Annotated in this window: 8 protein-coding genes and 2 pseudogenes; 6 read left to right on the forward strand and 4 right to left on the reverse strand. The window is 66.4% G+C overall.

What is annotated here, in order from left to right:
* Nucleotides 1-13: 13 nt before the first annotated feature.
* The 6 genes and pseudogenes from IPG68_14660 to IPG68_14685 all read left to right on the forward strand — a co-directional run bounded on the left by IPG68_14660 (nucleotide 14) and on the right by IPG68_14685 (nucleotide 5,983).
* Entirely contained in the window at nucleotides 14-469 is a 456-nt protein-coding gene (locus IPG68_14660; GenBank protein MBK6764423.1) for a hypothetical protein, read from the forward strand.
* Nucleotides 460-772: pseudogene (locus tag IPG68_14665) on the forward strand (DDE-type integrase/transposase/recombinase). The gene IPG68_14660 and the pseudogene IPG68_14665 overlap by 10 nt, the downstream one beginning before the upstream one ends.
* A gap of 137 nt (nucleotides 773-909) precedes the next feature.
* Nucleotides 910-2,151 (forward strand): tyrosine-type recombinase/integrase, encoded by a 1,242-nt coding sequence (locus tag IPG68_14670; protein ID MBK6764424.1) that lies wholly within the window; start codon nucleotides 910-912, stop codon nucleotides 2,149-2,151.
* Nucleotides 2,148-3,119 (forward strand): tyrosine-type recombinase/integrase, encoded by a 972-nt coding sequence (locus IPG68_14675; GenBank protein MBK6764425.1) that lies wholly within the window; start codon nucleotides 2,148-2,150, stop codon nucleotides 3,117-3,119. The genes IPG68_14670 and IPG68_14675 overlap by 4 nt, the downstream gene beginning before the upstream one ends.
* Entirely contained in the window at nucleotides 3,109-4,128 is a 1,020-nt protein-coding gene (locus IPG68_14680; protein ID MBK6764426.1) for a site-specific integrase, read from the forward strand. Before IPG68_14675 ends, IPG68_14680 begins: the two co-directional genes overlap by 11 nt.
* 988 nt (nucleotides 4,129-5,116) lie before the next feature.
* Nucleotides 5,117-5,983: pseudogene (locus IPG68_14685) on the forward strand (ATP-binding protein).
* A 40-nt stretch (nucleotides 5,984-6,023) separates the two neighbouring features.
* Here the strand turns inward: IPG68_14685 and IPG68_14690 are convergent.
* The 4 genes from IPG68_14690 to IPG68_14705 form a co-directional block, all read right to left on the reverse strand.
* Nucleotides 6,024-6,500, reverse strand: coding sequence for a hypothetical protein (locus IPG68_14690; GenBank protein ID MBK6764427.1), 477 nt, complete (start codon nucleotides 6,498-6,500; stop codon nucleotides 6,024-6,026).
* 191 nt (nucleotides 6,501-6,691) lie between these two features.
* Complete coding sequence (locus tag IPG68_14695; GenBank protein ID MBK6764428.1) at nucleotides 6,692-7,255, reverse strand: hypothetical protein; 564 nt, start codon at nucleotides 7,253-7,255, stop codon at nucleotides 6,692-6,694.
* Nucleotides 7,204-7,962 carry a cytochrome b N-terminal domain-containing protein gene (locus tag IPG68_14700; GenBank protein ID MBK6764429.1) on the reverse strand — a complete coding sequence of 253 codons (759 nt, stop codon included), beginning with the start codon at nucleotides 7,960-7,962 and terminating at the stop codon, nucleotides 7,204-7,206. Before IPG68_14700 ends, IPG68_14695 begins: the two co-directional genes overlap by 52 nt.
* 48 nt (nucleotides 7,963-8,010) lie before the next feature.
* A complete protein-coding gene (locus tag IPG68_14705; GenBank protein ID MBK6764430.1) occupies nucleotides 8,011-8,325 on the reverse strand; it encodes a hypothetical protein in 315 nt (104 codons plus the stop codon).
* Nucleotides 8,326-9,455 lie beyond the last annotated feature (1,130 nt).

Raw genomic sequence — 9,455 nt, forward strand, 5'->3', positions numbered from 1 at the left:
TGGAAGGAACCAGATGGCTGACTACCGGCTGATCATGACGCTGCTCGTGCAGCAGCGTCCGTACCGACAGATCGAGGTGATGGCTGGCTGTTCGCACCGCGCGATCGCGAGGGCCCGCCGGGTGCTCGAGGCGGAGCGGTTGAGTACTGCCGCGCAGATCGAAGCACTCACTATCGAGGACATGGACCGACTCTTCGCGGACGGCAGGAAGGCCGTTTCGGAGGATTTCGTGCCGGTCGATGTCGACAAGGTCGTGGCCGCGCGTGTGGGGCGCAAGAAGCCGCCCTTGAAGGTGCTCTGGGCACAGTACTTGAAGTCCGGACAGGCCCCGGGCGCACGGTTCTACGGTATGACCGGTTTCTGTGAGATCGTCACCGAGCACGTGCGCACGCATGATCTGACGGCTGCGATCGCTCGTGCCGGGGCACACGATGCGAGGTGGACTGGGCGGGCACCCGGATGCAGCTGACCGACCCGGTCAGCAGGCGGACGACGGCGGTGTCGGTCTTCGCTGCCCTCGCCGCCCTACTCCGGGTTGGTGTTCGCCTTCGGCTGCCTGGATGAGAAGCAGCCGGCCTGGCTGGATGCCCACCGGCGGGCGTTCGAGTACGTCGGTGGTGTCCCGCTGGTGGTCGTCCCGGATAACGCATCGACGGCGTCGAACCAGATCAGCAAGGCCGAGCGTGCCCGCGACGTCAACGTCGCCTACGCCGAGTTCCTCGAGTACTACCAGACCGCTGTGGTCCCTACCCGGTCCTATAAGCCGCGCGATTACCCCGCGGTTTCTGTTATCCCGAGTTTCGTGGGTTTGCCCTGATCACAGGGGTCTCGGACGCTGATTCCTCGGGATAACGGTGCCCGTCCTTATGGTGCTCGTCTCTGGTGGTTCTTCACGTGGAGGTGAGGCAGATGGGCGTTGCGTTGGATGAGCTGATCGTGCGGGCGGACTCGGCGGTGGCCGGGTTGGGGCATGCGCCGTCGACGTTGTGGCAGTACCGGTGGGCGTGGACCCGGTTCAGGGTGTTCTGCTGCGAGAGCGGCACTGGGGAGTTCACTGATCAGGTGGCGGCGTCGTTCCTGGCGTTCGTGGCCTGCGAGTTCGAGCAGGGCCGGCTCAAGGAGTGGAAGCGCAAGCTGCTGCGCAAGGCGGTTCTGGTGTTGTCCGAGGTCGCCGCGACCGGGACGTACACGTGGTCACTGACCCGTGCCCGGCACCCCAACGACGGTCTGGACACGGCGTTTCGCCCGGTCCAGGAGCGGTACGAGCAGTGGCTGACAGTCCAGGGCCTGGCGCGGGCGACACAGAATCTGTACGCGACGGTGTCCCGCACCGTGATGGGGTGGCTGCCAGAGCACGGGGTCACCGGCGTGGAACACCTGTCGCCGGCTGACATGTCCGCAACGGTGGTGTTCCTGGGTGGGAGCTACCAGCCCGGGAGTATGCGCACCGTGCTGAGCGCGCTGCGGGTGTGGTGCCGATTCCTCGACGAGCAGGCGCTGCGGGCCGGGCTGGCCCCCGCGATTCCGGCGGTGTCGGCGCGCCGGGTCCGTTCGGTGGTGGTGCTGCCCGCGGGCAGCGTGCGCCTGCTGGTGGATTCGGCGAATCCGGGCACGGCGACCGGGCGCAGGAACCGGGCGATGCTTCTACTGGCCGCGCGTACGGGTCTGCGTCCGGGGGATATCGCCGGGCTGCGGCTGGGTGACATCGACTGGCGGCACGCGCAGATCACGGTGGTCCAGCATAAGACGGCGACGGTGCTGCGGCTGCCGCTGCTGGCCGAGGTGGGTGCGGCGATCGCCGACTACCTGCTGCACGGAAGGCCGACCGACACCGGTGATGATCACGTGTTCCTACGGGCGCAGGCCCCCCACGTCGGGCTGACGTCCTCGGATTTGTATCACGTGGCGGCGGCAGCGTTCGCGCGCACCCCGAGCGCCGCGGCCGCTGGTGGCGGCCGTGGGATGCGGGTGCTGCGGGCATCGCTGGCGACCAGGATGCTGGAACAGGACACCCCGCTGCCGGTGATCGCCGCCGCGTTGGGGCATTCCGGGATCGACTCGGCGAAACACTACCTGGGCGCCGACGAGGCTCGAATGCGCCAGTGCTGCCTGAGTTTCGAGGGCATCGAACCGGCAGGGGCCTGGCGGTGAGCGGGCTGGTCAGCGCCCTGGCACCGCACATCGAGGCCCTGCTGGACGTCAAGCACGCCCTCGGGCTGCCGTACACCACCTCGGGGCGGCACCTGGCCGCGTTCGACGCGTTCTGCGCCGCGCGGTTCCCCGGGCAGGCGAGCATCAGCCGCCAGATGGCGATGGCCTGGGCCGCCAGTCGTCCCGGGGAACACGTCAACGCCCAGATGCGCCGGATCACCCCGGTCCGGCAGTTGGCCAAACACATGACCGGGTTGGGGCTGGACGCCTACGTGATCCCGGCTGGGATCCCCGGCCGGCAGATCCGGTACCGCCCGCACCTGTTCACCCACGCCGAGCTGCGGGCACTGTTCACCGCCGCCGACCAGATCACCGCGTCCCCGTACGGCGGGGCGCGGCATGTCATCATCCCGGTGATCTTCCGGATGATCTACTGCCTGGGTCTGCGTCCCGGCGAGGCCCGCCGGCTGCACCGCAACGACGTCGACCTGGCCGGTGGCACGGTACACATCCGGGAATCCAAAGGGCATAAGGACCGGCTGCTGTTCCTGTCTGAGGATCTGCACGAGTACTGCCGCGGCTACGACACCGCGATCAGCGCCGACCACCCGCAGCGCACGGCGTTCTTCCCCAACCGCGACGGCGGCGTCTACAGCCACGCCACCATCAACCACTGGTTCCGTCAACTACTCGAGGCCGCTGACCCGCCGATCATGGCCGTCCCGGGATCACCGCCGCGGGTCTACGACCTGCGTCACGCCCACGTGGTCGAGGTGATCAACCGGTGGGCCCGCCAAGGCCGCGACCCCCACGCCCTGGTCACGTATTTGAGTCTGCACCTGGGGCATGCCAACCCCGAGGACACCTGGTACTACTTCCACCTCGCCGCGGACTTCCACCCCGACCTGCGCGCCCTGGCCAACACCAGCCTCGAAGCCCTGATCCCGGAGCCCGGCCATGCCCTCTGAACACTTCTACGGCCTGGTCCGGTCCTGGCTGACCGTGCACCTGCCCCGGGCACGCCGGCTGTCCCCACACACCATCCGCTCCTACACAACTGCGCTCAAGGCGCTGCTGGCCTATCTGCGACAAACCCGTGGCCTGGACCTGGACCAGATCGGTTTCGAGGCACTGGACCGTGCCACGATCACCGGGTTCACCATCTGGTTGACCGACACCGGGCACCTGTCACCGGCGACGGCGAACCAGCGCCTGGCCGCGGTCAAATCGTTCCTGGCCTACTGCGCCAGCGAGGACCCGGCGCTGGTCGCGGTATGGCTGGACATCAAACACGTCCGGCCGGTCCGGGCCCCCGCGCCCACTCGGCCAGAACTGACCATCCCGGCCATAGATGCGCTGATCCGCGCCCCCGGGCAGGACACCCGCCGCGGGCTGCGCGACACCACCATGATCCTGCTGCTGTTCGACACCGCCGCCCGCATCCAGGAAGTCCTCGACCTGAGGATCGCCGACATCGCCACCACCCCCGGGCGGGCCACGGTGACCGTCACCGGCAAAGGAAACAAGACCCGCACCATTCCGATCATGGACAAAACCGCCCGGCACCTCGACCAGTACACGGCCGTGTTCCACCCGGGCACACCCGCACCCGAAACCCTGCTGTTCTTCACCATCCGCGGCGGCAAGCATCAGCCCATGAGTCAGGACAACCTCACCTGGCTGCTCAACAAGCACGCCGCCACCGCACGGGTCGGCTGCCCGGACCTGCCCGACCGGATCCACGCCCACCAACTGCGTCACGCCCGCGCCATGCAGATGCTGCGCGCCGGGGTGCCGCTACCCCACATCAAGGAATTCCTCGGCCACGCCAACATCGCCACCACCAGCATCTACGCCACCGCCGACAACCCCATGGTCCGCGAGGCGATCCAGCAAGCCGCCGGCACCGCACCAGACCTCGCACCACTGTGGAAAGGCGATGACCAGACCATTCTGCGACTGGCCGGACTCACATGATTATCCCGAGGAATCAGCGTCCGAGACCCCTGTGATCAGGGCAAACCCACGAAACTCGGGATAACAGAAACCTCGGGGTAATCACGCTTATCCCGAATTCGGGATAACAGAGACAAGGGCAACGTGGAAGCCGGGGTGAAGGTCGTCACGAACTGGGTGATCCACTACCTGGCCGGCCGGACGTTCGCGTCGCTGGACGAGCTGAACGACGCCATCGCCGAGCGAGTCGAGGTCATCAACCAGAAGACCCCGTTCCGGGGTGAGGCGCGCAGCCGCCGGGACTGGTTCGAGCAGCGAGGAACGCCACGAGCTGCTCGAACTGCCGGAGCAGCGCTGGGGAGCCGGTGGCGTGGCGCACGGCGAAGGTGCACCGGGACTGGCACACCAGATCGACACCGTCAAGTACTCGGTGCCCTTCCGGTTCGCCGGGCTTTCTGTCGACGTGCGCATCATCGGCGACACCCTCGATGTGATCGCCGACGGTGAGATCATCGCCACGCATCGGCGAGGTCAGCGCAGCAACGGGTACGTCACCGATCCCGAGCATCAGCCCGCGCACCTGGAAGACAGCATGAACCTGTGGACGCGCGGCTACTTCCTGCGCCAGGCCGCCAAGGTCGGACCCGGAACGGTCGCCGCGCTGGAACGACTGCTCGACGAGCAGAAGATCGAGGCGCAGGGTTTCCGCTCCTGCATGAACATCCTCGACCTCGGCAAGCGTGGGAACCGGGTCTTGCTGGAACAGGCATGCCGTCAGCTCACCGACGCGGACGCCGACCGGCGGATCACCTACACCGCGGTCAAGAACCGCATCACCGGGCTTCGCGCGCAGCAGGACCAAAGGCCCGCAACCGACCCCGCAGGCAGACGCCCCGACCCGGCGTCACCACCGGGTCGTAGTGCTGCGCGGGACACCAGTCGCGCCTACCTGGCGGGGCCTCCGCGTTCAGCCTCGACGCGCTCACCGGGCCGGGAACGCAGGCCGATCATGCTTGATCAGCACCTCACCGGCGATGACATGCCCCTGTTCACCAGGCTGCGGATGACCGCGTTCGGAGAAGCCGTCATCGACATCGCCAACGACCCGACATACGACCAGTGGACGTTCTCCCCAGAAGATCCGGCACGCCCTGGAACAAGAGACCGCCGCCCGCGGCAAACGCGCCTACTCAAACTGCTGAAAGCCTCCACGAACCCCGAACCCGGCCGCCTGCGTCGAGGACATCCACTACCTGCACGGAAGGAGTATCAACCGCGACGTCGTCGCTCGGCTCGCCGCCTGCCACTGGATCGACCGGGCCACGAACCTCGTGATCCTGGGAACCCTCCAGCGTCGGGAAGTCCCTACCTGGCACAAGCGCTCGTGAACGCCGCCTGCCGGACGCGACTACACCGCCCCTACTACCGCCTCGACGACCTCGCCAACCGGCTCGCCGTCTTCCAGCAGGCGGACGCGCAACGGCTGCGCTTCCTCGATGACCTCAACGCCTGCGATTTGCTCGTGCTCGACGACTTCCTCACCACCCCGATCACCAGCGACACCGCAGCCCAACTGCTCAACATCCTCGCCGCCCGAGAGGGACACGGTTCCACCGCTGTCACCTCGCAGTTCGACCCCGAGGACTGGTACAAGTCACTGCACGACGCCGTGATCGCGGAGTCCATCCTGAACCGGATCGTCTCCAACGCCGAGATCGTGCAACTCGACGGGCCCAACATGCGCCGCCACATCGGCGGCAACAACCAGGAACGCAGGACTGACAGTCCGTCAGCGCCACGGGTGGGGACACCGCTCCCATGTCCCCACCCCTGCTACCCGATCAACCCACCCCCGCTACCGAAAGGCTCCGCTTAACACCCCGGCCGGGGTGGGGGCGCGCTCCACACCCATCAGCCTAGATGCAGGCGGATGACACAGGCACGGACTGCCCACCGCGACGCAGTTGTCGGGAGACTCCCACCACGGCTCGCCACCGCCGGCCCACCGGTGTTATCCCGATGCTGACGCCCGGCAGCACGATGGGTGCCTGACCCAGCCAGACGTTATCACCGATGGTCACCGGCTCGCCGGACTCCCCAGCCATCGCGGCAGTTCCGGGTCCAAGGGGTGGGTGGCGGTCCAGATCTGTACTCGCGGCGCGATCTGGCAGTGCGCCCCGTCCGGATGTCCTGACGTCCAGCAGCATGGCGTCGTAGTTGATGAACGTGTGATCCCCGATGTGGATGTACTGGCCGTAGTCGCAGCGGAACGGCGGTTTGACGACGACTCCGGTTCCACAGGTTCCGAGCAGTTCGCGCAGAAGCGCCTCACGCAGGACATCCTGCTCGGCTGAGGTCTCGTTGTAGCGGGCCAGGAGGTGCTGACAGCGCAGATGATCGCCGGTGAGTTCTGCCGGGTCGTCAGGCTTTCAGGCCAACTCACCCGCCCGCATCCGGTCGCGCATCATGACACAGCCTGAGCCTAGAGCCAAGCGCTGGGCAGTTGGGACCCTCTCACGGACCGGAGGAGACCAGCAGACGAGGGCGCCGGCCCCACCAGGGGAGCGGCGCCTCGTCTGCTTGTCTACTTGTCGTCGATGACGGGATCGTGAAATACGGATCCGTCGTGCGCCGGGACCGGGCGACGGTCCTCCGCCATCACCGGAGCAGCTTCCTCGACCTCGTGACGCAGGTGGGCCTCGGCAGCCTCGAGTTCTGCGCGCGTCGGCAACGGAATGTTGTCGGCGTGAAGAAAGTTCCGGAGTTTCGCCTGCAGCCGCTTCTTGCGGGCACCGGGTTGCCGCACACCGTTCTCGTCGATCCCTTGGGGCATCGGCAGCGGTGCACGGTCCGGCGGCAGACATGGGCACGGCCTTCTCCTCGTCGGAGATGGGTGCGTGGATCTCGATGAACTCACCGTGCGGAAGGCGCAGGATGTTGCCGGTCTCCATGCCGTGGAGCAGCTGTCCCGATCGCGGCGCTGCAGGCCCAGACAGATCCGCTTCGTGGCGATGAAGCCCAGCGGCGGTACGACGACGATCGCCCCCCGCAGGAACCACGTGATCGCGTTGATCGACCAGTCGAAGAAGCTGGCGATCAGGTCGTTGCCACCACCGATCCACAACAGGATGTAGAACGAAAGGGCCATGGCACCGAGTGCAGTGCGGACGGAGCGTTGCGAGGCCGGTCGAGCAGGTGGTGCTCGGACTTGTCGCCGGTCGCCCACTGTTCGATCCACGGGTACAGGCCCATGACGGTGAAGAGGATGCCGGGGAGGATGGCGGCCGGGACCAAGATGTTCCAGCTGATCGTGTATCCGAAGATGACCCATTCCACGTTGGGCATCATCCGCAGTGCCCCTTCGAGGAACCCGATGTACCAGTCGGGCTGGGCGCCTGCCGTGACGGGCGGTGTGTAGGGGCCGTAGAGCCAGATCGGGTTGATCGTCACAGGCCCGAGATCAGGGTGATGATGCCGAGCGACCACGAAGAAGCCGCCGGCTTCGCCGTGTAGATCGGTAGGAGCCGGTAGCCGACGACGTTGTCGTTCGTGCGGCCAAGGACCGGGAACTGCGTGTGCTTCACGGTACCAGACCATGATCAGGTGCGCGGTGAGCAGCGCCGGGATCAGGCCAGGCACGAGCAGGATATGGACCGCGTACAAGCGGCTGATGAAGTCCGTGCCGGAACTCGCCACCGAACACTTGAAAGAAGTTGAGGTACGTGCCCACCAGCGGGATGGAGACATGATGCCCTGCGCGATGCGCAGCCATCCGGAGCGGCAGATCGTCGGGCGGGGGGCAGCCCGCGAAGCCGACCAGCAGGGCCATAGTGAGCAAATAGGCGCCGATCGCATACAGTTCATCTCGCGTGGCTTGCGGAAGGCGCCGGTGAAAGACGCGGCTCAGGTGCGCACCGTGATCGCCGCGACGAAGAACAGGGCCTGGTAGTGCACTGGCGCATGAGCGGGCCGCCGCGGATGTCGAAGGAGATGTTCAGGGTGGGCGTACGCCTCGGACATCTCCACGACCAGGCGGCACGTAGAGACGTTGCGGGCGATCCCCTCAATCATCGACGGTTTGAAGAACAGCGTAATTAGACGCCCGACAGCAACTGCGATGAACGGTGCACAGGGCGTCTCGCGGGCGCGAACGACCAGTGCTCGGGGAACACCTTGCCCATCTGCTTCTTGAGACTTGCTCGAACCCCAGGCGGTCATCCCAGCGCACCGTCTTGCCTGCCGTGTTCACCGTCGCGCTCATGCGTCGCCACGCTCCCAGAAGGCTCGGACCCACAGGTTCTGCGGAAGCCGTCACCAGCGACGAGGTACCCTCGAAAGTCGGGGAAAATCATTATTAGTAGTTGCGGTAACCGGCACGCCACGGCCGAAAACGACGTTGCCGGCGTCACTCAGATCGAACGTCGACTGAAGTGACGGGATACAACAAATGATGCGTCCGTTGTTCGTAGGCGCAATCGGACAGCCCCGTGGAGTACAGATCTTGGAGAAGGCGGGATACGCCGAAGTCCCGGTTCTCGCCCTGCTGAGACGATCTCCTGCGGCTCCATGCGCGCCAGGATGATCGCGGCCTTCGCTCGGGCGTTGAGGGTTGCCCTCCTCGTGCTGGACCTCCGGCGGGTCCGCCGGCATCGCGGAAGATAGCCACCGCCGGGCCAGATCCGAGGGGGCCGGACAGGCCGACCGGTGGGATCGACGACGATCGGGAGCCAGGCTTCCACTAGCGTCTCGCGCAGGATGGTGCCCGGCGGCGGCCCGGGTCGCGCAGCCATCACGGTCAAAGGGATCCCGGGAACGCGCCATAGCCGTGAGCAGTGAGCGACGGATGATGGGCGCTGCGCAAGCCGAATCCGCGAAGTAGTGTCGAAGGCCTCGACGGCCGCCTGCGGTCCTCCTCTGTTGAGAGGACAGCGGGTGGCAAGTACGCCACCTCTTCCTACTCGTTCATCAACTTCTCGGACCGGTGGATGCACCGGCACCGATGAGGAAGATCGCCAGGCAGAAGGTCACGACGAGGGCGTGTTTCAGCGTTGACGCTGCCGAAGCCCGAAATATAGACAGGAGCAGTCGATCAGGATCGCCACGAAGGCGACCACGAAGGCACCGTCATCACGGGCCGAACAGGAACATCAAGGTGACGCTCCGCTCAGCGCGACGGGCGGCCTTCGAGTCCACATCATTGCGGCGCGGCCGGTGTGCCAGCAATGCCGCGACGACTGCCTCCTCGATGGCGGCGGCCTCGTCTCGCCGTGGTAGCGGGCAGTTAATCGTAAGTGCTCATCGGACCTTGGCTCCGATCCAGACGCGGACGCGATGAGGGCCAACAGGCC

The sequence above is a fragment of the Micrococcales bacterium genome (assembly GCA_016703125.1).
Classification (GTDB): Bacteria; Actinomycetota; Actinomycetes; order S36-B12; family UBA10799; genus JADKAV01.

Coding starts and splice junctions, on each gene's coding strand:
- IPG68_14660 (MBK6764423.1), top strand. CDS start 14: ATGGCTGACTACCGGCTGATCATGACGCTGCTCGTGCAGCAGCGTCCG.
- IPG68_14680 (MBK6764426.1), top strand. CDS start 3,109: ATGCCCTCTGAACACTTCTACGGCCTGGTCCGGTCCTGGCTGACCGTG.
- IPG68_14705 (MBK6764430.1), bottom strand. CDS start 8,325: ATGACCGCCTGGGGTTCGAGCAAGTCTCAAGAAGCAGATGGGCAAGGT.
- IPG68_14695 (MBK6764428.1), bottom strand. CDS start 7,255: ATGGCCCTTTCGTTCTACATCCTGTTGTGGATCGGTGGTGGCAACGAC.
- IPG68_14670 (MBK6764424.1), top strand. CDS start 910: ATGGGCGTTGCGTTGGATGAGCTGATCGTGCGGGCGGACTCGGCGGTG.
- IPG68_14700 (MBK6764429.1), bottom strand. CDS start 7,962: ATGCGATCGGCGCCTATTTGCTCACTATGGCCCTGCTGGTCGGCTTCG.